Origin of the sequence: Arthrobacter sp. 35/47 (assembly GCF_000520475.1) — a bacterium.
Taxonomy (GTDB): Bacteria; Actinomycetota; Actinomycetes; order Actinomycetales; family Micrococcaceae; genus Arthrobacter_D; species Arthrobacter_D subterraneus.
The window spans coordinates 36,474-56,530 of sequence record NZ_KI914582.1 but is presented as its reverse complement, the minus strand read 5'-3'; the positions used below and the strand labels follow the sequence as shown (position 1 = coordinate 56,530).

Here is a 20,057-nt window from a genome sequence, read left to right as displayed (position 1 = left end):
TCGGGATTGCAGCCGCCGGGTGCGCCAGTGGCGGGCTCTGGCAGATCGGCAGCCTCGTGGGTATTGAGCCAGGCGGCGGGGTCGGTGTGCTCACCGTTGGTGCCACCGTTGCGGACCTCGAAGTGCAGGTGCGGGCCGGTGGAGTTGCCGGAGGAGCCGACATCGCCGATGTGCTGTCCGGCGGTCACGGTCTCGCCGGCGGTGACGTGGATGCCGGTCTCCCACATGTGCGCATACGCCGTCGCCACGACCGCTCCGTCGATGTGGTGTTCGATGACGATGAGTCCACCGTCACCGCCGGAGAACTCCGCGACGGTCACCGTCCCGTCTGCTGCGGCGAGGATGGGGGTGCCGTCCGGGGCGGCGAAGTCGGTGCCGGTGTGGAACGAGTTCTCCCCGGTGAGCGGGTGGACCCGGGGTCCGTAGTCCGAGGAGGGCACCCAGGTGCCCGCCGGCAGCAGGAACAACACCCGCGACGACTCCGCCGGGACCGTCCGCACGACCGGCACCACAGTGCCGGCGACGGTCGTAGTGTCCGTGGCGCCGGTGGTGGTCGTGGTGGCGAGGGTGGTCAGGATGGTCTTGGCCACGGGCTCGTAGTTGCGATACCGGTCGGGATAGGCGGACACCTCGACGGCCTGGGCCGCTTCGCCCTTGTCCATGGACTGCCAACCGGGGATATCCAACAGCCCCCTGGGGCTGGGGTAGTTGGGGCCTTCTGGCCCGCCGAAGAACGCCCGCGCCTGGTAGGTCGGGTCCATGAGGTCGGCGACCGAACCCCACCCGGACTGCGGCCGCATCTGGAACAGGCCCAGGCTGTCGTGATCGGAGCCGTCGCCGTCGTTGGGGTAGTCCGCGGATTCGGGGTAGGTGCCCGTGTTGGAGAGTTGCTGCAGGGTGGATTCGGTGAGGGCTGCCATCAGCGCGATCTGGAGTCCGTCCCGGGTGACCCCGTCGATGCCCGTGCCGGCCTCGATGATGGTCGCCGCATGGGTGAGCTGCCGGTTGTCGAGGGTGAAGGTCTCGCCGTTCACGGTGGTCACGGTCAACGACTCGGGGACGTCGCCGATCGTGATGCCGTTCCCGGCGACGGTGCACGCGGCGGTGGAGGCGGGATTCATCAGCACCCCAATCCCGACCAGCGCGAACGACGGGCCGAGCAGGACCAGGGTGAGAGCGGCAGCGGCGAGCGTCTTCACGAGCGATCCCCCCGGCCTTATCGCAAGGGGTTATCGAGTTGGGACAGCCGCAACAGATGACAGGTGTCATAGGCCGGGCCGCAGATGATGAATACCGTGAACGCCACCGCATGTTCGGAGGCGACTGGTTCGTCGTTCCAGAGGCCGGCGCGGTGGCGGGTGCCCTCGATCGTGTAGGCGGTCGTGCCCTCGGCAAGCCCCGGCTGCGCCTGCGCGACGGCCGTGTCCCACGCGTCGGGGACGAACAGGGTGTCGATGGTGAGGTGCTGGGTCGTGGCGTACCGGCGCAGCTCGACCCATGCCTGCCGGGTGGGCAGGTACGTGGTGATGTCGGAGGCGAGCCCCGCCTGCTCGGCACCGGTGGGGTCACCGACGGCGAGGAGAACCGACGTGTAGTCCAGGGGCATGAACCCGGATGCGGTGTCCCACCCGAACAGGGCGGTCGCGACGTTGCGGGCGAAGGTCTCCGGATCATCCGACCCGGCGACAATCGGCAGACGCGCCGTCACGGTCGGGACCGGGACGGCGGGCGTCGTGACCACTGGCCCAGACCCGACGCCGTTGTCGGTCTCGGTGCTGGTGGGTGGTCCGGTGATGAGACCGTAGACGCTGACTCCGGCCAGGACGAGGACCGCCACGAGGGCGGCGAGCACGGCGATCCATCGGCGACGGATACGGGTGTCAGTGAGGTCGGGTGTCTTCATGCCTGTAGGTGCACCACCAGCGCCCAGGCCTCGCCGTGGAGAGATCAGAGGGCGCGCAGGTGACCCCGGACAGGCACGGGCTCGCCGGTCTGTCGGTCGCGGGCGGCACGCAGCTCCTCTGCGAACCGGTCCGTCCCGGCGGCGGTGGTCAGGAAGGATTCGATCTGTTCGTCGCTGAGTTCGGTCGCGAGCTGGCCGGCGTCGTAGTGGGTCCACCAGTCGACTAGCTCGCCCCAGGTGAGCACGAACGCCCGCACCGGATACCGTACCGGCTCGCTAGCTTCATCCGCGGACGGGACTGGTCGGGGTGCGCGCTTCTTCGTCTTGCTGTTCTTGGCGCGGGCGAGCGCGTCGGCGGCGAGCTGGTGCAGGTCCGCCTCGCGTTGTCCTTGAGCGGTCGTGACGGCGGTACGGACCGCTTCGTAGATCGGGTGCACCGGGGCGCCGGCGTCGATACGTGCCAACTCGGCGGTTACATGTGCGCGGAGTTCGGTTGGTTGGGCGGGGTCGTCGGCGATCTGCTCCAGGTAGCTGATCTTGTCGAGGGTTTTGTAGGAGGCCCCGCCGGGGATCATCGCTGCTGCCTGCTCGCGGGTCTTGCCGCGCGGTCCGGGTGACGGGGGTGGAAATTTTCCACCCCCGTCACCTCCGGGCTGGTGGTCGCTGCTGAACCGGGTCGCGGCTTCCCGGCGGGCGGCGTCCTCGGCCATCAGCGTTTTCAGCTCCCTGTAGAGAACGGCGGCCTCGGTCTGGGTCAGCGGCTTGTGGAGCACGTTGTCGTCTTGTTCGGCGAGGAGGTGTCCGAGTCGGTCGGAGATCCCGGAGCGGACCCATACGTTGACCTTCTTCCACCCGAGCCGTGTGATGGCCGCCAGCCGGCGTGCACCGCAGACGAGTACGCCGTCGGGGGTGATGGTGATGGGTTGCAGGAGCCCCTCGCGGTCGATGGAGGCGGCGAGTTGTTCGATGTCGCCTAGCTCGGTGCGGTGCCGGCGTCCGACACGGATCGAGGCGACCGTGCGCTCCAGCTCGATGAACCCCGCTGGCGCGCTCACCGCGACCCACCCCCGCCATGTTCGCGCGGTGCGGCGAGGCAGACGGTGAGGGTGAGGTCGTCGTCGCGCAGCAGCACAGGCAGGTTCTCGCCGATCAACAGCCGCAGCAGCACACCCCGCCCGGCTGTGGTGGCGGCGTAGGCGGGGTGGGGATTGCCCAGCAACGCCTTCAGCAGGGCCGTCCAGGAGGCGCGGGGGATGTCGAGGAGGGCTCGGGCGTGCTTGTCGCGTCGCAGCGCGTCGTAGGTGGCCTGGCGGGTGCCGGTCCGGGTCAGCGCCCCGCAGACATGCTCAATCCCGGCCCGCGCCGTCGCCGGCGGCCAGTCAAGCAAGGTGAAGAACGCGATGGCGTCCTCGACTACCGCCAACGCCGTGGTGCACGCCCCTGCGGAGTCCTCCTTCTCGTCCTCGTCCTGGTCGTGCCCGGTGGGGATGGGGTCGGTGACCTGGAATGCCGGGTCGTAGTCGGTCAGCGGGTTGTCGCGGTCGCTGAAGCGTTCGGGGTCGTGGAACGCCGACATGTGCGGGCGCCGTGCCTGATGCACTGAGCAGAGCAGGCCTTGGGCGCGTTCCTCGAAAATGCAGGTGATCCGCACCGCATGGGTCACCACCGCCCACGGGTCGACCGCCGTGCGGGCGGCCTGGGTGCGCATCACGTCGAACGCTGCGGACGCGGCTTCCCACGGGTCCAGCCCGTGCTTGTGCGCCAAGGGCGCGTACTTCTCGGCCACGAACACCATCAGCTCCGCCCCGGCCGGGTCGTGCTGCCACGCGCCCGGTCCTGCGGTATGGAGCCGGGACAGCAGGACCCGCAGGCCCTCACTCGTCGTGAAGTCCCCCGCGCTCTCAATCGTCTGGCCAGTGGTGGCGTGTGCCTTCTCGGTCATGGTAGGGCACCTCCTGACAGACATGTGCGCAGGGGTTTCCCAGCAGTCGTCATCGGCGACGTCTCGGTGCTGGGGGCGGGCATCGTCAGCTCACCCCAGCCCGATCCATGAACGCGTCACCCACGACTGCGACCTACCCGTTCGTCCGAACTCCGACACCGGCGGCAGACGACGAGCCCGCTCGCTCGCGGCCGTCTGCACGGTGCTGACGCCGCGGCTTCCCGCACGGACCGCCCGGTCCGGGAGGCGGCGGGAGCGGCGGGCCAGCTCGACCTCAAAGTCGATAGCTCGACCCGCCACCGCGGCGCCGTGACGAGCGATCAGGTCCATGGGCCGCACCCACTCCACACCCCGCGCACGTCTGGCGAATGCCGCTGCCTGTGACGTAGCGCTTCCCGGACGGCGGACGACCTTCGCGGCCTGCACTGCCTCCGGCGTCTGGGTCCTCTCGATATGCTCCGCCGTCGCCCGGGTCGTGTCCGGCTCAGGTTCCCGCTGACGGCGCTCGTGCGGCCGGATGGGATCGGTGCTCATGTGTTTTCTGCCTCCGCTGTGTCGGTGCGCTCGGTGTCGGTGTGCGCGGCGTCATCGGGAAGGTGTGTGCTGGTGAACCACCGGCCCACCGTCGAGGGATGCACCTGGAGCTCGCGGGCGATCTTCTTGTTCGACCAGCCCCGACCATACAGCTCCCGTGCGCGGTCCCTCCGATCCGTGCCCGCAGCATCAGTCGGACGGCGCGGTGTCTCCTTGATCGACGGGGGCCGTTTCAGCGGCATGCTTTTGATGGGCGACGACGTTGGAGCGACGAGGCTTCGTTGCGCAGGTACGGCGATGGAGGCCTCGGCCGGCTCGTCCGAGGATGAACGCTCGCCAGTGGCGGGGACGGGTCGGGTGAGGATGACGGTCAGGTGGGTGATTGCCAGCAGCACGACCGGTGGCACTGCGGCCACCGCAGCGGCCAGCACGCCCGGAACGTCGGCATCGGCGGCGACGACGGCGTGGATCGCGTTCGCGGTCACCGACACCGCGGCCCCACCGGCGAGCAGAGCCCACGGATACCACGCCGACCTTTGCCCGGCCAGGGCGACGACGGCGACAGTGGCAACCACGATGATCCCGTCCACGATCAGCGGCCACGCCCACGCCTGCCCCTGACTGATCCCGGACCGGGCGGCCAGGTCCGCCAAGGCTGTGAAACTGAGCCAGAATGCCCCGGCGGCGATGAACACCGTCCCGGCACCGGCCGTCACCACAGCCCGCCGCCGACTGGCCCGCCTGTCGAGGATGGATGTAGTCATCCCAGCCCCCGCACACTCGACGGCCGTGAAACGGGGTCTCTGGCAAACCAGTCGTCCGGAGCTGCCGGTGAAGAGTCCCGGACCGTGGGCGAGGCGGAGTCCTCCCTGGTGGGGTGGGCGGCACGGTAGGCGGAGTGGACGGTCGCGGTGATCTCCCGTTCACCCAGCCCCGCATCGGAAGCAGCAGCGCTCAGCCCGTCGAGGGCGTCGGAGGCCGGGACACCGTTCTCCGCGAGGCGGCATGCGGCCCAGAACAGGCCACGGTTCCGCTCACCCTCTCCGCGGGCTGCGACCCACACCGCCAACCGCGACATATCCGCCTGTCTTTGCAGACCTGGGTTTTCCGGTGGGCGAGGTGCCGGGCGCGGGTCGAGGAAGTCCCTCAGCCGATCCGAGTCCAGCACCGAGGAAGCTCCGGCGTTGAACCGCTGCAGTCGGTATCCGGCGACAGCACCAGTGGTGGACACCTCGGAGGGTGGGACGAGGATGTATCCGCCGTCGCCACGGAAGTCGATCCCGGCGCGCGCCGCCTGCCAAGACCGCTGTTCCTGGCCAGGCGTGGCCGGGTAGTAGGCATGCATCCCACCCGACGGGGTGGTCACAAGGAACTGCCACCCCTCCGCAAGCCCCGCGCGGGAAGCGCGCGAGAACCCGCGGAACCCATCGACGGGGCCGTGGACATCGACATCAACCGCGACGAAACCCGAGGGCGCGCCGGTCGGGACGCCGATGTTCGCCCCCGGATGCTGACCCCACCAGGCTTCCACCTGATCGGGGTCGGTGGCGGCGTCGTGGAAGCCGTGCTCGGTGAGTGGGCGCTTGCCACCAGGCACGCACGGGAACACCGGTACCCCTGAACGAACCAACTCCCGGGCCGCAGCGGACAACGGCCACCGGCCGGACGCCCGCGTCAACGCACCGTAGAAGACGTCGGGGGACACCATCACAGCTCCGGCCCGTGCGTCGACATGGCAGGGATATGCCGCGGACCGGTCCCCAATGGCTGCGGCATCGCACGTTCCGGCGTTGACCGCTCGCGAGCGGCCAAAGCCCGTTCCGTCTGATCGCGTTGCAGTGTCTCATGGTCCAGGCCCGGCGGAGTGCCGTCGCCGACCTGGGCGCTGTCGAGCTGGTCGAGGATCGCCAAGGCGGTCTTGCGGACCCGCTCACCGGTGGTCTTCACGATCTCGACCGGCTCCTTGCCATCGACCGTGGCCGCCCACGTCGACACGTACGGGATCGTGTAACCACTGGTGTCCAAGCCGTGGGCGGCGCCGAGCATCAGCGCGACCGACTCCGCCTCGACCTCACCGATCCCACGATGTTGACGCGCTTCGAGTTGATCGGGTCCGTGCATGAGCACGTGGCCGAGTTCGTGAGCTAGGGTCTTCACCTGCGCGGCGGGGTCCATATCCTCCCGCACCGCCACCGTCTTCGCGCCGTAGTCGGTCATCCCGTTCGCCCCATGGATGGATGCCTCGTCCGGGACGCGAAGCAGGCTGAATCCCGCGGCATGCACCTGGGCGGCGAGTCCTTCCCAGAGCCCCGCGGGAGCTTCACCTTCGAGCAGTATTGGCGCCGGAGGGGAGGGGAGCGGCTCGCCTGCAGTCTGGGAAGCGTCCCACACGTACGCGGGCCGCACGCCAATCATCTTCGACCGAGCAACCTCGCCCGGCTTCGGCTTCTCGGACCGGTTCAGTCGTCGCCACGACGCCGGATCGGACGGATTAGCCGATGCGAACCGGCCGGTCACCGGCGCGAGGATCTGGTACCCCGGCTGCCCCTTCTGCACCTGACGGCCAAGCTGCTGCCACTGCTTGTATCCGGCGACGTACGTCGGCATAGGCGAGGGCACCAGTTTGGCGTCGAAAGCCGCGCAGTGCTGAACCCAGATCAGCAACGTGTTGTTGAACGAACGAGAGCGGAACCGTGCGGCGAACGCCAACGCGCGTGCCCAATCATCACCAGAGACCAGTTGTGCGACCGCGTCCGTCAACTTCTCGTGCAACGCGTCGAGCTTCGCCTCCTGCGCAGCTCGGCCTTCCTCCATCGATGCCATCATTGGGTCTCCTCTCCGGCGGGGGCCACGGCACTCGTGTGCATGGCGGTACACCGTTGAGGTGAGCCGGGAGACCCAACGGAGCGTGACCGACGACGGGACCGGACCGTTTCCACAGCGATCAAGCCGCCAGTGCACTGGACATGGAGCACGCCGTCGGAGGCTGTGTTCGAGCCGGGCCGCATTCACCTTCCCGGGGTTGGAAGCGCGGCGACAGCGGCGCTTTTTGACAGAGCCGTGCCCCCCTCCCTCGAAGCCCGTCGTTGAGCATGCTCAAATGCGTGAGGGTTCCGTTCTAACAGCCCCGTTGAGCGTGCGCAACCCTTGATTTGAGCATGCCTAACGGTTATATTGAGCATTCTCAACACTCCGCTCGGGGGCAGCCGAACGACGATGCCTTTGCCTGATCCGAGGGGAAGGGTGATCAAACGAAAATGACAGAAGACGAGAACAAAGCAGCGGCGCAGGACCTCGCGAAGCGTCTGCGGCTCCTGCTGGATGTCGCGATCGCCGAGTCGGGTTCCGAACCGACCTACTCGCAGATCGCGGCCTACCTTGATCAGCGCGGAACTAGTCTGTCGAGGTCACGGTGGACGTACATGGTGAACGGCCACAGGTTTGTGCAGGACGCTGCGGTCTTCGAGGGATTGGCGGCATTCTTCGACGTGGATGCGGCCTTCCTGGCGGGGGAGGGCGACGCGCCTATTCCGGCTAAAGTGAGTGCGCAGCTGGATCTCGTGCGCTCGATGCGGGCGGCCAAGGTGAAGTCGTACGCGGCACGCACGCTGGGGGATATATCGCCGAAGGCGCTCCAGGCGATCAGCAGGTTCCTGGATGAAGAAGTGACACACACCTGAGCAGTGACGGCGCCACTCCACACGGAGCCGGCATCGGCATGCTCCCGGAGGAGAGCGACCGCACTTTGAACATCGAACAGACCGTGTCGACGGCCGTAGCGAGCCTCGCGCTGGACAGCACTTTTACGTTCGATGAATTGTGCCAAGCGATGCAGAATTATAGGCAGCGCAAGCTCCGCGTCGTCGAACTAGCGGAGCTCGGTGACCACGACGGGATCTGCGCGCTGTGGCTGATCATGGACTCCGAAGACCTCGTCCTCCACGCTGGCAGCGACTCGGTCCTGCATCGTCAGCAGTTCGTCCTCCACGAGTTCGCCCATATGCTCCTTGGCCACGGCCAGGGCGACGAATGCGCGGTTGACGACGTCTTGCTCCCCGACATCCCAGCGCACACGCGCGGGCGCTTGCTCAGACGGCAAGATCCCAATTCTGAGAGCGAGATCGCTGCGGAGTCCGTGGCCGATCGGCTCGCCGCTGCGATCCGAGCATCGGCCTTCGCGGAGTCCCGATATTCGGAGATTTTCGGGTGATCCAGGCACTTGTCGCGGTACTCATGTGGGTGCTCGTGGTGAGTCTGCTCATCCTGCGGCGCAGACGCACGGAGCGCAGCATCACGTACGCTGCACTGACCATTTCCGTCGCGATGACCCTCAACGTGGACGCGATCTACAGCACCGTTGATACGGCCCTTGGCGCGACCAACATGGCAACACTTGTCGCCGATGGCGCGTTGATGATCGGACTCTTTTTCCTCGGCCGGGGGATCATGAAAGCCGGAGGGTATCGACCAAGACTGGTGCGTGTCGCCCTGGGTCTTCCGGCGCTCCTCCTCTCACTCGTCGGGGTTGGGTTTGCTTTTCTGCTCATCGACCGGGGGGCGACGACGACGACCTTTATGAGCGACCTCGGAGCGCAGCCTGCGGCTGCCACCTACTCAATGATCGGCTTCACGTACTGCGGAATCGTGGTCGCAGCGATGTTGATCCTCGCGGGACGTCAATATCGCCTGGGCGATGGCGCTCAGCGCATTCCCGCCGGCTTGCTGCTTCTTGGATCGGCTTTTGGAGTCGCACTGTGCCTGGTCGTCCTGATCATGGACGTCGCGCACGTCGTTGGCAACCTCGATTTGATGAACGCCGTCGCCGCGGCATACGGGCCTCTCTACTTGCTGACGTTCGTCTTCCTATGCACTGGTTTGGCAGGGCAATCAGCCGTCCGCTACGTGCGAGATCGTTCACGGGGCGTGAGAACTGGTGCGCTGGTGAACGAGCTGGAGCCCATCTGGCGTCGGGCGACGCTCGTTCGCCCGGGGTTGAGCCAGACGCACTCTTCGGCCGCCAGCATGGAGGAGCCCGAGACGCGCCTTCATCGAGAGATCGTTGAAATCCGCGATGCCATGATCGATCCACGCGTCTCGTTTGAGGTGACCGGTCACGAGCGCGCACTTCTGGGGCGGGCGGAGGACCACCTCCTTGGGCTCGACGGACGCGGGGCGCAGGCAGCCGACTCTTCTTCAACTCGCCGTGGTTCCGAACGAGGGCACGTTTGAAACGCCTCCTCGCCGCGGGAGCGGTGTTGCTGACTGCATGCGGGTTGGGCCTCGGTTGGGGCATTGCTCGGCGGTTGACGGCATCCGCAGGCCCGAGGAGATTCGACCTCGTCGTACGTGACGTGGAGCGCGATGGTGATCGCTGCTTGATCGTCTTGGACCGAACGCGCCAGACAGTCGCGGATGGCATCTACAACCTATGGTTCGAGAATGGCGGCTGGGCTCAACTCTCTGCCGAAGTCTTCGATCGAGGGCCAGGTCGAATCGCACGGCTCGTGACAAGCGCTTCTGCCGGCTTCGCCCTGGCGGCTGGCGATCGAACCTCATGGAGCGGGATCTACTTTGCGAGCCCAACTGATGCCGGCCTTTCCGCCCGAGAAGTCACGATTGACACCGCCGTGGGAAGTGCTCCGGCCTGGCTCCTGGAGGAAGAGAGTGACCGCTCGACGTGGGCGATCCACGTTCATGGTCTGGGGAGCACCCGAGCGGGCACACTGCGCGGAGTGCGGGTCGCTTCGGACCTGGGCTACACATCGCTCGTCATCACTTATCGAAACGATGGAGAAGGGCCGAAGGCGGGACCTGGCCGGTCCTCGCTTGGATTCATGGAAGTCGAGGATGCCGAAGCAGCAGTACATTACGCGATACAACACGGAGCACATCGGATCATTCTCTTCGGATGGTCGATGGGCGCCGCGATCGCGCTGCAACTCGTCGACCGTGCGCGCTACCACGACATCATCGTGGGGGTCGTGCTGGAGTCTCCGGTGCTCGACTGGGTTACGGTGATCAACGCGAATTGCGTTCGGAGCGGGCTGCCTGCCGCATCAGGAATCCTTGCCATCCCGTGGCTCACGCTTCCCCCGCTGTCACGCATGACCGGTCTGCCGACGGCCATCCCGCTTGGGGATCTTGATTGGGTCGCACGCGCCGCAGAACTCGCTGTGCCCACTCTGATCATCCACGGGACCCGAGATGACTCCGCCCCAATTCGGGTCTCGCAAGCCCTTCGCGATCTTCGCCCCGACCTCGTCGAGCTCGAAGCCTTCAGAGCTGGCCATACGCTGTCATGGAACTCCGACCCCGAACGCTGGCGATCGACGGTCACCGCGTGGCTTTTGGCACACGTCAACGCTAACGCCGGCTGAGGTTAGCGTCCCGCGGCGGGAAGGGTCGCGCAAGGTCCCTAGATCATGCCCGCACGAACCCTGCTCAAAAGGAACAGCGTCGATCCGCGTGAGCCGCGATGGAGGACTGATGTGACCGAGCCGTGGCTGTGAGCGGACGACATTGCCGCTGCTCTCGGCGTCACCAATGACACTGTTTACACTTGGATCGCCGAGCAGGGCATGCCCGCCCATAAGCTCGGCCGACTGCGGAAATCTCCAGGCCAGCGAGGTCGATGACTGGGTTCGGTGCGGCGCAGCCGCACCGGGCGGTGCCGCCGTAGACTGCATATCCCGGCATCAATGTCGGAGGCACCACGCGCAAGATCGCTACGCGCTGTCCTTTACCAACGGGGCCTCCTGGCACGTGAGGCTGATGTGGTCGCGCCCGCGTACTTGCGTGGGCGCTACTGCTATACCTACTACTTTTGGAGTGATCCGCCACGATGACGGAATCAGCCACCACTCCGGGGTCCTCGAGGTACCGGGTGTACGCTGCCGGGAAAGTCAGCGCCGAGCGCAACCCCAGAGTTTCGAGTGTCCAGGAAGCCGCGGGGTCAGTAACGCCGACGCCACCGGTCCCTGAAGGTTTGGCGGGAGGAGAGTGTGGCCACCAGCCTCCGGCATCGCTACCACACCGCAGCCGCTGATTGAGCAGGCGGCGCGGCTGGAGGTTTTGGGACTGTTGCAAGAAGCATTGTCGCCCGCCTACGAATCGCTCCTGGGCGACGAACCGTTCTCGCCGCGGGCCCAGGAGGTACGCGAATTGCACGCTGCCTAGGTCAACGCCGACCAAGATCAGGCCGCCGAGTTCGCCACTGCCCTTGGCCTGCGGTGATGGACGGCGAACTCGGATGCGCGCCCGCCCTGCGGGACGCCGACGGACGGCTCTTGCTCGCCGCCGTAGAAACCGAAGGCGATCTTACTGATGTCCTGTCCGCTCTTCTCTTGCTCCACCGATGCTTGACCAAGACTGCAACCCCCGCCACGGGAACCATTGCCCGGCATTGACGGCGAGGACAGCAACTCGGAGAGACATGCCGGCCACGTCCCTTAGAAGTTTCCTCCGTCAGACTACGTCCGCCGCTTAGGTCAGGGTCCGCGGACACCGACGGGCACAGGGTTTCTATAACCCCTCCCACGCACCGTTAAGTAGTGCCACCAATCAGGAGAAGGAATTATGTCTGTTTCACGACGCCAGGTGCTGCTCTTCGGCGGCTTGAGTGCGCTCGGGGTTGGAGCACTAACAGTACCGGCGGGTTCGGTCCAGGCGAAGTCAGCCAGTGCTCTGCCGGATGAGCAAATGCCGTTGCCGTACCGGACCCCGTTCACGCAGGCCCCTTTCCTGAAGCCCTACGCTGTGACTCGGAACCCCGATGACCCTGAGAGGAAAATCAACTATTACTCAGTTGCACAGGTGGCGGCATCCGCGTCGATCCTGCCGAACAAGAATCTGCTCACACAGATTCTTGGGTATAACGGCATTTTCCCGGGTCCGACGATCAAGGTCGAGCGGGGCACGAAAGCGTTCCTACGGGTTCGCAACCAGATGCCGGCAACCCATCCACGGGCCGGGCACCTCCTCTATTCATCGGTGCATCTGCACGGGTCGGCTTCCCTGCCGCAATTCGACGGGTATGCCAGCGACATCACTCACACCGGCTTCGCCAAGGATTATGAGTACCCCAACTTCCAGCCTGCCCGGACCCTCTGGTACCACGACCACGCCGTGCACAACACCGCACCGAACGTCTACTCCGGCCTGGTGGGGCAGTACCATATTCACGATGACACCGAGCGGGCGCTGCTTCCCCAAGGCAAGTTCGACGTCGCGGTAACCATCAGCGACGCGATGTTCGCTGAGAACGGGGAACTGGGTTATGACGATAATGACCAGTCAGGTGTCTACGGTGATGTGATCTTAATCAACGGCCGGCCCTGGCCGGTGATGCAAGTCCAACGGCGTATCTACCGGTTCCGTCTCCTCAACGGGTGCGTGTCGCGCTCCTTCCGCTTCCAGCTCAGTACCGGCGGCCCCGTCGTGATCGTCGCCACGGACGGCGGGCTCATGCCCCGCGCGCAAACCATCAGTCAATGGCGTCACGCCAGCGGCGAACGCTACGAAGTCCTGGTCGACTTCCGCAACTACCAGCCCGGGCAACGTGTCGAGCTCTTGAACCTGTCCAACGAAAACAATGTCGACTACGACCACACCGGTAAGGTCATGGCCTTCGATGTCGTTGATTCTCCGGTCGACACCAGCGACCCGACGTGGAATACCCTTCCCGGCGAGTTGGACCCGGGGAATGAAGTGATGGCACTCAAGTCCACCGACGCCCTAATCCGCCGCAACTTCAGGCTCGAGCGCGATGACCTTACCAACAAGTGGACCATCGACGGTCAAACGTGGGCTGACGTCGTGGCCAGCAACTATCAACGGATCGTTGCCAACCCCGAGCTGAACAGCACTGAGATCTGGGAATTCGAAAACTCCAGCGGCGGATGGTTCCATCCCATGCACGTCCATCTGGTGGACTTCAAAATCATCGGCGGAGAAGATCGCGCCACGTACGCCTACGAGCAAGGGCCCAAGGATGTCGTCTACGTCGGCGAGGGGGAAACCGTACATCTCCTGATGAAATTCGGGCCGCACCGTGGCCGCTACATGATCCATTGCCACAACCTTCCCCACGAGGACCACGACATGATGGTCCAATTCCGCGTCGGCACCGCCGCTCTCGAACCCGAAGAAAACGATCCCATCAAAGCCGCCCCCAGCCGTTGGGATGACGCGACAGCATTCCCGCCCTTCCCTGGCGCCCACCAACCCGCAGACACCTAGCAAAGAAGCGACACAGGGGACGGCTGGTTAGCCGTACCCTGTGTCGCTTCGGTATCCGATTCCCAGCGCTCGTGTACGGGATGGTTACGGAGATTCTATTGCTGCTCGGTTAGAGGTTATGGGTTGACGCGGATATAGGATGATCCCGCGAGATCGGAAAGGGGGTGCAGGATGGTTGCGTTGACGCCGTTCATGCCGCTGCTGATGACTTGGCCGTTGCCGACGTAGATGGCGATGTGCCCTGGTCGGATGACGAGGTCGCCGGGGGCGGGGGTGCTGACGGTGGTGCCGTATTGGTAGAACTGTTCGGGTGCGAGGTCGCCTACGGTTTTGCCGATGGAGCGTAGCGCTACCTCGACGAGGATGGTGCAGTCCTGGGTGGCGCCGATTTGGGCGTAGGCCGAGGCAACCAGCGCCGAGCCGATTCCGCTCGCTGCTACAGTGCTTGATGCCTGAGCTGGAGCGCGTTCGATGGTGCTGGATGCGGTTGTGATGCCCATGGTGCTGATTTCCACTGGCGCAGGAGATATCGGTGCCGTAACACCGATGGGGCCGCCGGACAGGGCGATGACATCACCGGGGTAAATGATGGATTCCCACCCGAGCCCGTTGGCAGCGAAAATCGTTTCGAGGCTCACACCGTAGGAGGCTGCGATCTTTCCCAGGGTGTCACCTGGCTGCACAGTGTGGGAAGCAACCCCCGGTGCTACGGCCACAGCGGCAGACGCCGGCGCGACCGTTTCCGCGACCGATGCATCCACGGGTTGCTGCTGCGCGGCGGACGGGGCGGTGGTCGCGCCGGCGTTGGCCGGCAACGTCGACCCAAGCATCAAACCCGATACAGCAACGGCTACCGCTGCCGGGCGTCCCACTGTTGCAACCCCAGACGAAGCCGCTTTGGCAACGCTATGCAAGGGACTGGTAGGGACGGCGCGGTGGCGCGCGGTATGGCGAATTTTTGACATGGTCAGTCAGCCTCTCCCAATGCCTGCGAAGTTAGCTGTCGGATTCGGGTGGGAGCCACCCGGGCGCACTGCGGCACTGAAGCAAGTGCAGCTTTCGCCTTCACCCCAAGGGTTTCTTTCGAAACCCGATATTCGGTTCCCCCGCCTCTGTCGTGATGTGTTTCAGAACGGACCTCCACAGCGACAGAGTTAGGCAATCTGCTGGAGGAGTGTCACCCATAGCTAGGCCCAGACACCGCGACAATCATATCTTTCATGCCCCCGAATGTCACATTCACGTAACGGCCGCATCAGGGTGGCGCTCGACAGCCCAGGAAGGAAGACGATTTGAGGAGGGCGTGATTATGGGCGTATCGCATGGCTCTGTGGATACCAGGGTCGCGAGTGTGCTTCCAATGGAAGCCCAGGCGCGGCATGTCCTGCTCCTGTCCTGAAAATAGTTCAGATCTTATTTTCCGGTGGAGCTTCCTGCCCGGTCGCCTGGTCCGGTGTGCCGAGTGTTGCTTCTTGCTCCGCGGCGGCTTGGGCTGCCCGTTCGGCTCTGTCGGCATTGAAGATGGCTCGCATAACAAAGTAGAAGATGGCTCCCACGGCCGCGGAGGGCAAGAGCACGGAGATATATTCCATAGCGGTCAGTCTATTGTGCGCCGCCGTTAGACCCGGATCCTTCTACCAGATCTAGTTGAAGTGCGCGACTGGTGGTTATGACGGATTCAGTCGTGGCTGTTTTCTCGCGAAGCGTTTCCTCGCCTAAGGCGTTGACGAGTTCAGCTGGACGTCTGGTCGATACCAGCCAGTAGGGGGTGTGGTCTTCCTCGTCTTCTATGTCAATCCGTACCACGGGGTCAATCCAGCCTCGGATGCATAGATATGCCAGGGCGTTTAGCGCCGGTCCGCGCTGGTTGGTGGCCTCGTGTTTCACATAGGAATGTGCCGGACCTAGATACTCCCGCTCGATCTGGGCACGGCCAACGCTTAGTGAGGTGGTGGTCAGTGTGATTCGCGGGGTGGACAGGATCAGGAGAGCGGTGAGGATGAGGAAGATCACGATGCAGGCGATGACCCCGGTCAGCATGCTGATGGGCGCGAACACCAGGATTGACGCTCCTGCCACTCCTGAGACAAGCACCCACACAAACGGTGTCGGCCACAACCGTTCGTCGTAAAGGGTCGTGATTGGCGGTGCGGAAGCTTCGGACATGGTCAACAGCTTGCCACATCCCAAAATGTGGGCGTTCCCGTCGGCTCATCAATTGCCTATCGGGCGGCGCTTCCTGCGCTGTAGCGCCGGGTAGTCACGAGGCCTAAGCGAGCGGACGGATGGGCGGATCACGCCACGCTACCGCAGGTAAAACCGGATCAGGTTAACCAGATGCCGATGACCATCGTGGCTAGGGCACCCGGGCCATCGGCACCTGCATGCACCAGAAGCCTGGGCACCGAACCAGCCTAATTTATTCGTCTGGGAAGGTCCACGGAAGGCAGAGAACGGGCACCAGGCTGATCTCATTTCGGGTGTCTCTCGACCAGGTACTCATCTCGTGCCGCTTTCCACCAGAAACTCGGCACCACCCCCCTTGCGTTCTCGAGGTTGGGTCCCCCTGGCCGGGACGAACACCTTCCCTGCTGGTGCGGCGATCTCATCGTCCCCATGAGCGATCAGAGCCTGCCAGCCCTGCTGAGCTGAAACTCGTCCGGGACAGCTTTTCCCTCGGTGGCGCACACACCCCGCACCCAGAATTGTGGGACTGTAATTGATTCCTACTCTCAATAGGTTGCGAAATTGTAACTATACATCCGTCCCTGTAGAGTGATCTGGTCGCCGAGATGAGTTGGCGACGCTGGTTTTAACGCCTAACCCTGCCGGGAAGCCAGCCATCGTCCGTATACCGGCAGGGGTGGAGGACCCACTTCTTGTGGCGGCCGTTGTGCCGTCTTGGGGTGAAGCCGTTCCAGTGTGTGCACTGGCCGGCCGGGCTGATTCCTTGCCCGAATCCGACAGCTAACTTCAGCGGCGTTCGGGAAGGAATGTTCTTGTCATCACACAAGGCCGCCAGCCGTCGCCGCGCGGAACCGGCGCCTCATGGCCGCCGGGCAGCGGAGCGCCGGCCAAGGCAAGGACGGCGGCGCGCGGCAGGTCCAGCCGCTGAATCCGGTAGGAACTGGATCAAACCTACAGCGATAGTGCTGGGTGCAGCCGGGCTGCTCAGCAGCGTCATGGTCCCCGCACAAGGAAGCGGCAGCACTGTGCCGCCGATCCAAACCAAGACCGCACCATCTGAAAAGGTCACCGCCGATCCAGAGGCGGAAGTCGCGTTCACCCGGAGCGCCGTTGCGGCTGTCCCCGGGTCAGGTGCGGAAGCTGGTGATCGCTCACTGCTGGCCGCAGGCTCGGTAGAGGCCGAAACGCGTAAACCCTCTGTGGACGCTCCCACCGCGGAAGCAGCAGATCCCGCTATCGAGGAGCCCGTTGATCCGGTTGTAGGAGCACGGTTCACCGCCCCGCTTGGTTCTATCGCCACGACATCGAGTTTTGGGTACCGCACCAGCCCATTGACCGGCGCAGGCGAGCTGCATACCGGTCTCGACCTGGTAGCCTCCTGCACCACCGAGGTTCTCTCCGCCCAGGGCGGCGAGGTGGTCGAAGCCGGTTGGTCCCCCTACGGGGGAGGAAACCGAATCGTCGTCGATCACGGCAGCGGGCTGAAGACCACGTACAACCATCTTTCGGTCATCGGGGTCAGCGCCGGGCAGATTGTGTCCCAGGGCGAGCTGATCGGGAATGCCGGTACGACAGGGAACTCCACCGGATGTCACCTCCATTTCGAGGTCATGATCAATGACACGGTGGTTGATCCCACCCAGTGGCTCTGATCGTTTCAACCGTCCGCTACCACCCAAGGAGAGTCATGCACACACCCGATCCAGCCACCACCACTCTCGCCCGTCGTCCTCGAACCCAGCGCCTTCGAAGGGCGCTGCTGGGAGTGTTCGCCGCTCTGATGATCGGGTCTATCGGAGCACCGGCAGCCACCGCGCATGACTCACTGATTGGGACCGCACCGGAGGAGGGTCAGGTCATCGCTACCGCTCCGGAGGCCATCACCATCACTCTCTCCGAGACACCCCTGGAATCCTCCGGACTGGAGCTGAGCCGGATACAGATCACCGGACCGGACGGGACCCCGGTGGAAGCAGTACCGGTGACTCTGGAGGAAAACGTCATGTCAGCCCCGGCCGCCATTGACGCCCCCGGCGTGTACAGCGTGGCATGGCGCACCGTGTCCTCCGACGGGCACCCGATTGAGGGCGTCTTCGAGTTCACCTACGAACCGGCCAGCACGACGCCGGCTGAGGATCCCTCCACCGCCGCTCCGAGCGCGCAGGCCACTGAAAGTGAAGAGCCGTCGGTGGCCCCTGAAACTGTTGCTCCGACTTCGAGCCCGGCGGACCCGGTTGCCGAACCAGCTTCCGAAGAGGCCGCGAGTTCCGGGGGCGTCAACTGGTTGCTGCCGATTGTGATCGCGGTCATTGTGATCGGCGGCGCCGCCGCGTTCATGATGGGGCACCGCCAAGCCGTCAAAGCAGATGCACGCCAGGACGGTACGGAGGGCTAGGAGCCCACTGAGGCGGTTGTGGGCGCCCGCCGCTGCTGCCGGCGGATGAGGATGATCGCCGATGCCAGCAGCGGTGCGGCGCCGGCCAGGAGAACTACCGTGGCCGCAGCGAGTCGCTGATCCTCCACGAGCGAGGAACCCCAACTGCGTTCAGCGTTGCTGAACCAGTCAGCGTGGAGCGGTTCCGGGGATACTGCCAGGAAGGCTGTTGCGGCGAGGGCCACGGACAGTAAGGCCAGCACCGGGGCGAGCCGACCGCGGGTCATTCGGCTGGGCACCTGGTGGAGGAGCGAGCCGAAGAACACCAGCCCGAGGCAAACCAGGTACGCGTTGGTCAGTTGCAGCGACAGCGGGCTCGCAGTGATGGTGGCCAAAAGCGCCGTGCCGTAGATGAGGATCAGGGAGCCCAGGAGGGCCGCGGCAGCACACAACGGTGTCGCTTACCGCGCCAGGACCGGGTGGCTGGCAGCCTGCAGCGCCCATTCCCGCACACCGGTGCTGCCATCGGACCGCGCGGGCATCGTTGCCTTGAGGAGCTGCGCCGGACGGGCGGAGACTAGCAGCAAGGGCACGGCCAGTCCCAGGGTCAGCAACATTGTCAGATGGGCGCTGAGCAGCACCAGCCCGTAGATGGCCGGTGCCCCTGAGGTGGCGTAGACCAGCAGGCCCAGCCCGGCAAGCCAGAAGAGGACCCGGCGCTTCGACCACTGCACGCCTGACGATGCTGCCCTGCGGACAGCTGCCAGGTAAAGCCAGGCAGCGATGACCGCGACGGTCACCCAGAAGAGGTCCCAGCGCCACTGCGTGAGTGCGGTGAGCACGGATAACTCGGGTGGGAGCGGGTACCCGGTGAGGACCTCGGTTTCGGTGATGTCCGGTTCGGGTATCTGGGGGACCGGCGGCGGGGTCCGTCCCAGGACAGCGGCGATTCCCATCACACCGGCCATGATCGTCGCTTCAGTTCCGATCAGCTTCCAGGCCATGTTCTTCCGCCCGGCGGCGGTGATCCTGCCCCGGTGTATGTACCCGATGACGCCGAGTATGAGGGTGGCCAGGGTTTTGAGGATGATCAGCGCCCCATACGGTGAGAGAAGCCCCTGGATACTTTCGACGCGCAGGACGGTGTTGATCACGCCGGAGACGAAGACCAGGGCGAACGCAGCACCGGCGAGGATGGAGAACCGGGCGAAGATCCTGATGGTTGTCTTCGCAGGACCACTGGTGGTGTTGGAGGGGAGGACATCCCACAGCAGTCCCAGGACGATGACTCCGCCGACCCACACGCTGACCCCGAGAAGGTGCATGCTCAGGGCGCTGACCCCGGCGCTGTGGTCGGTGCTGCCGGCGGCGTGTCCGATGCTCGACAGCGGTACCACGGCGAAACCGGCCAGCACCCCCGTCAGGACGAAGCCGATACGGCTCTGGACGGCGAAGAAGCAGGTGGCGGTCAGGGCTGCGAGGATGGTCACACTCAACCAGGCTCTGCCGCTGGGTATGTTTACCATATAGAAGGCCAACTGCCGGGTGAACGCCTCATCCGCCGACAGTGGGCTGCCGATCGTGTCGGCATAACCCAGGATGAGGACCGCGACGGCCGAGAAAGTCCAGATGAGCCCCGCAGCGGTTCCCACCGACAGGACCCTGCTCAGGGCCGGCGGCCACGACTGAGCTGTTGTAGAGGAGAACGGTTGAGTGGCGGGCCAGGGAAGGATCACAGTGAGATACACCAGGGAGGCCAGCACCACCGACAGGGCAAGGTGATGGGCCAGGGTGGCCACCGGCAGCGCCCAGCGGACGACCCCACCGGGGTCGGCCACGGCCCGCGGCTCCACGGCCCCGGAGAGCAGCAGCGCCGCCCC

The 20,057-nt window shown here is 65.1% G+C and carries 18 protein-coding genes, 2 pseudogenes and 2 riboswitches; of the genes and pseudogenes, 8 read left to right on the top strand and 12 right to left on the bottom strand.

Features of this window, described 5'->3' with window-relative positions:
• The 8 genes from X803_RS17165 to X803_RS0101745 all read right to left on the bottom strand — a co-directional run.
• A partial coding sequence (locus X803_RS17165; protein ID WP_035777495.1) for a M23 family metallopeptidase occupies positions 1 to 1,199 on the bottom strand: 1,199 nt, incomplete at its 3' end.
• A 17-nt stretch (positions 1,200 to 1,216) separates the two neighbouring features.
• Entirely contained in the window at positions 1,217 to 1,903 is a 687-nt protein-coding gene (locus X803_RS0101775) for a hypothetical protein (protein WP_026543783.1), read from the bottom strand.
• A gap of 44 nt (positions 1,904 to 1,947) precedes the next feature.
• A complete protein-coding gene (locus X803_RS0101770; protein ID WP_026543782.1) occupies positions 1,948 to 2,958 on the bottom strand; it encodes a ParB N-terminal domain-containing protein in 1,011 nt (336 codons plus the stop codon).
• Entirely contained in the window at positions 2,955 to 3,845 is an 891-nt protein-coding gene (locus tag X803_RS0101765; RefSeq protein ID WP_026543781.1) for a hypothetical protein, read from the bottom strand. Before X803_RS0101765 ends, X803_RS0101770 begins: the two co-directional genes overlap by 4 nt.
• 90 nt (positions 3,846 to 3,935) lie before the next feature.
• Positions 3,936 to 4,379 carry a hypothetical protein gene (locus X803_RS0101760; RefSeq protein WP_026543780.1) on the bottom strand — a complete coding sequence of 148 codons (444 nt, stop codon included), beginning with the start codon at positions 4,377 to 4,379 and terminating at the stop codon, positions 3,936 to 3,938.
• Complete coding sequence (locus X803_RS0101755; protein ID WP_026543779.1) at positions 4,376 to 5,143, bottom strand: DUF2637 domain-containing protein; 768 nt, start codon at positions 5,141 to 5,143, stop codon at positions 4,376 to 4,378. The genes X803_RS0101760 and X803_RS0101755 overlap by 4 nt, the downstream gene beginning before the upstream one ends.
• Positions 5,140 to 6,087 (bottom strand): bifunctional DNA primase/polymerase, encoded by a 948-nt coding sequence (locus X803_RS0101750; protein ID WP_156929934.1) that lies wholly within the window; start codon positions 6,085 to 6,087, stop codon positions 5,140 to 5,142. The genes X803_RS0101755 and X803_RS0101750 overlap by 4 nt, the downstream gene beginning before the upstream one ends.
• The gene (locus X803_RS0101745; RefSeq protein WP_026543777.1) at positions 6,087 to 7,205 is read right to left on the bottom strand and encodes an ArdC-like ssDNA-binding domain-containing protein; all 1,119 of its coding nucleotides are present in this window, start codon (positions 7,203 to 7,205) and stop codon (positions 6,087 to 6,089) included. The genes X803_RS0101750 and X803_RS0101745 overlap by 1 nt, the downstream gene beginning before the upstream one ends.
• 431 nt (positions 7,206 to 7,636) lie before the next feature.
• On the opposite strand from X803_RS0101745, the gene X803_RS0101740 reads away from it, so the two are divergent.
• The 6 genes and pseudogenes from X803_RS0101740 to X803_RS0101710 all read left to right on the top strand — a co-directional run bounded on the left by X803_RS0101740 (position 7,637) and on the right by X803_RS0101710 (position 13,616).
• A complete protein-coding gene (locus X803_RS0101740; protein ID WP_026543776.1) occupies positions 7,637 to 8,059 on the top strand; it encodes a hypothetical protein in 423 nt (140 codons plus the stop codon).
• Between the two features lie 65 nt (positions 8,060 to 8,124).
• On the top strand, positions 8,125 to 8,589 hold the full coding sequence (locus tag X803_RS22045) for a hypothetical protein (RefSeq protein WP_026543775.1): 465 nt from the start codon (positions 8,125 to 8,127) through the stop codon (positions 8,587 to 8,589).
• Positions 8,586 to 9,608 carry a DUF6545 domain-containing protein gene (locus tag X803_RS0101730; protein WP_026543774.1) on the top strand — a complete coding sequence of 341 codons (1,023 nt, stop codon included), beginning with the start codon at positions 8,586 to 8,588 and terminating at the stop codon, positions 9,606 to 9,608. Before X803_RS22045 ends, X803_RS0101730 begins: the two co-directional genes overlap by 4 nt.
• Entirely contained in the window at positions 9,605 to 10,756 is a 1,152-nt protein-coding gene (locus tag X803_RS0101725) for an alpha/beta hydrolase family protein (protein ID WP_253907370.1), read from the top strand. The genes X803_RS0101730 and X803_RS0101725 overlap by 4 nt, the downstream gene beginning before the upstream one ends.
• A 141-nt stretch (positions 10,757 to 10,897) precedes the next feature.
• A pseudogene (locus X803_RS22620) lies at positions 10,898 to 11,039 on the top strand (excisionase family DNA-binding protein); the annotation flags it as partial.
• Between the two features lie 915 nt (positions 11,040 to 11,954).
• On the top strand, positions 11,955 to 13,616 hold the full coding sequence (locus tag X803_RS0101710; RefSeq protein WP_026543772.1) for a multicopper oxidase family protein: 1,662 nt from the start codon (positions 11,955 to 11,957) through the stop codon (positions 13,614 to 13,616).
• Between the two features lie 116 nt (positions 13,617 to 13,732).
• Here X803_RS0101710 and X803_RS0101705 read toward each other — a convergent pair whose 3' ends face one another.
• From X803_RS0101705 to X803_RS17160, 3 genes are all read right to left on the bottom strand, one after another.
• The gene (locus X803_RS0101705) at positions 13,733 to 14,377 is read right to left on the bottom strand and encodes a LysM peptidoglycan-binding domain-containing protein (protein WP_343299589.1); all 645 of its coding nucleotides are present in this window, start codon (positions 14,375 to 14,377) and stop codon (positions 13,733 to 13,735) included.
• 210 nt (positions 14,378 to 14,587) lie between these two features.
• A riboswitch (cyclic di-AMP (ydaO/yuaA leader) is annotated at positions 14,588 to 14,784 on the bottom strand.
• Positions 14,785 to 15,022: 238 nt separating this feature from the next.
• Positions 15,023 to 15,208 (bottom strand): hypothetical protein, encoded by a 186-nt coding sequence (locus X803_RS0101700; RefSeq protein ID WP_026543770.1) that lies wholly within the window; start codon positions 15,206 to 15,208, stop codon positions 15,023 to 15,025.
• 10 nt (positions 15,209 to 15,218) lie between these two features.
• Complete coding sequence (locus X803_RS17160) at positions 15,219 to 15,782, bottom strand: DUF3093 family protein (RefSeq protein WP_084033266.1); 564 nt, start codon at positions 15,780 to 15,782, stop codon at positions 15,219 to 15,221.
• 640 nt (positions 15,783 to 16,422) lie between these two features.
• Positions 16,423 to 16,613, top strand: a riboswitch (cyclic di-AMP (ydaO/yuaA leader).
• Between the two features lie 215 nt (positions 16,614 to 16,828).
• On the opposite strand from X803_RS17160, the gene X803_RS22615 reads away from it, so the two are divergent.
• A complete protein-coding gene (locus tag X803_RS22615; RefSeq protein ID WP_253907369.1) occupies positions 16,829 to 17,455 on the top strand; it encodes a M23 family metallopeptidase in 627 nt (208 codons plus the stop codon).
• A 35-nt stretch (positions 17,456 to 17,490) separates the two neighbouring features.
• Positions 17,491 to 18,198 (top strand): copper resistance CopC family protein, encoded by a 708-nt coding sequence (locus X803_RS17155; protein WP_084033264.1) that lies wholly within the window; start codon positions 17,491 to 17,493, stop codon positions 18,196 to 18,198.
• Here X803_RS17155 and X803_RS22610 read toward each other — a convergent pair.
• Positions 18,195 to 19,502, bottom strand: a pseudogene (locus X803_RS22610) (cytochrome c oxidase assembly protein). The gene X803_RS17155 and the pseudogene X803_RS22610 overlap by 4 nt on opposite strands.
• Between the last annotated feature and the right edge of the window lie 555 nt (positions 19,503 to 20,057).

Coding starts and splice junctions, on each gene's coding strand:
- X803_RS0101775 (WP_026543783.1), bottom strand. CDS start 1,903: ATGAAGACACCCGACCTCACTGACACCCGTATCCGTCGCCGATGGATC.
- X803_RS0101765 (WP_026543781.1), bottom strand. CDS start 3,845: ATGACCGAGAAGGCACACGCCACCACTGGCCAGACGATTGAGAGCGCG.
- X803_RS0101760 (WP_026543780.1), bottom strand. CDS start 4,379: ATGAGCACCGATCCCATCCGGCCGCACGAGCGCCGTCAGCGGGAACCT.
- X803_RS0101755 (WP_026543779.1), bottom strand. CDS start 5,143: ATGACTACATCCATCCTCGACAGGCGGGCCAGTCGGCGGCGGGCTGTG.
- X803_RS0101750 (WP_156929934.1), bottom strand. CDS start 6,087: ATGGTGTCCCCCGACGTCTTCTACGGTGCGTTGACGCGGGCGTCCGGC.
- X803_RS0101745 (WP_026543777.1), bottom strand. CDS start 7,205: ATGATGGCATCGATGGAGGAAGGCCGAGCTGCGCAGGAGGCGAAGCTC.
- X803_RS0101740 (WP_026543776.1), top strand. CDS start 7,637: ATGACAGAAGACGAGAACAAAGCAGCGGCGCAGGACCTCGCGAAGCGT.
- X803_RS0101710 (WP_026543772.1), top strand. CDS start 11,955: ATGTCTGTTTCACGACGCCAGGTGCTGCTCTTCGGCGGCTTGAGTGCG.
- X803_RS0101700 (WP_026543770.1), bottom strand. CDS start 15,208: ATGGAATATATCTCCGTGCTCTTGCCCTCCGCGGCCGTGGGAGCCATC.
- X803_RS17160 (WP_084033266.1), bottom strand. CDS start 15,782: ATGTCCGAAGCTTCCGCACCGCCAATCACGACCCTTTACGACGAACGG.
- X803_RS17155 (WP_084033264.1), top strand. CDS start 17,491: ATGCACACACCCGATCCAGCCACCACCACTCTCGCCCGTCGTCCTCGA.